This window comes from Bacillus cereus group sp. BfR-BA-01316 (assembly GCF_022664195.1).
Classification (GTDB): domain Bacteria; phylum Bacillota; class Bacilli; order Bacillales; family Bacillaceae_G; genus Bacillus_A.
In genome coordinates, this window is the sequence record NZ_JAKUGX010000149.1 from 1 (window position 1) to 217 (window position 217).

A 217-nucleotide genomic window follows, 5' to 3' on the forward strand; every position below is an offset into this window, starting at 1 on the left:
TTGAATAACTGAAGGTTTTTCAACTGGTTTCTCTTTTTGTACTTCTTTTTGTGGCTGCACCTGTACTTCTTTTTGTGGTTTCACTTGCATTTCTTTTTGCGGCTTCACCTGCATTTCTTTTTGCGGCTTTACCTGCATTTCTTTTTGCGGCTTTACCTGCATTTCTTTTTGTGTTTGTTGCATAGCTGGTTGCTGTGTAATAGGTGCTGATTGGTAC

1 pseudogene is annotated in these 217 nt (G+C 39.2%); it reads right to left on the reverse strand.

What is annotated here, in order from left to right:
- Positions 1–217, reverse strand: a pseudogene (locus tag MR071_RS25985) (peptigoglycan-binding protein LysM); the annotation flags it as partial.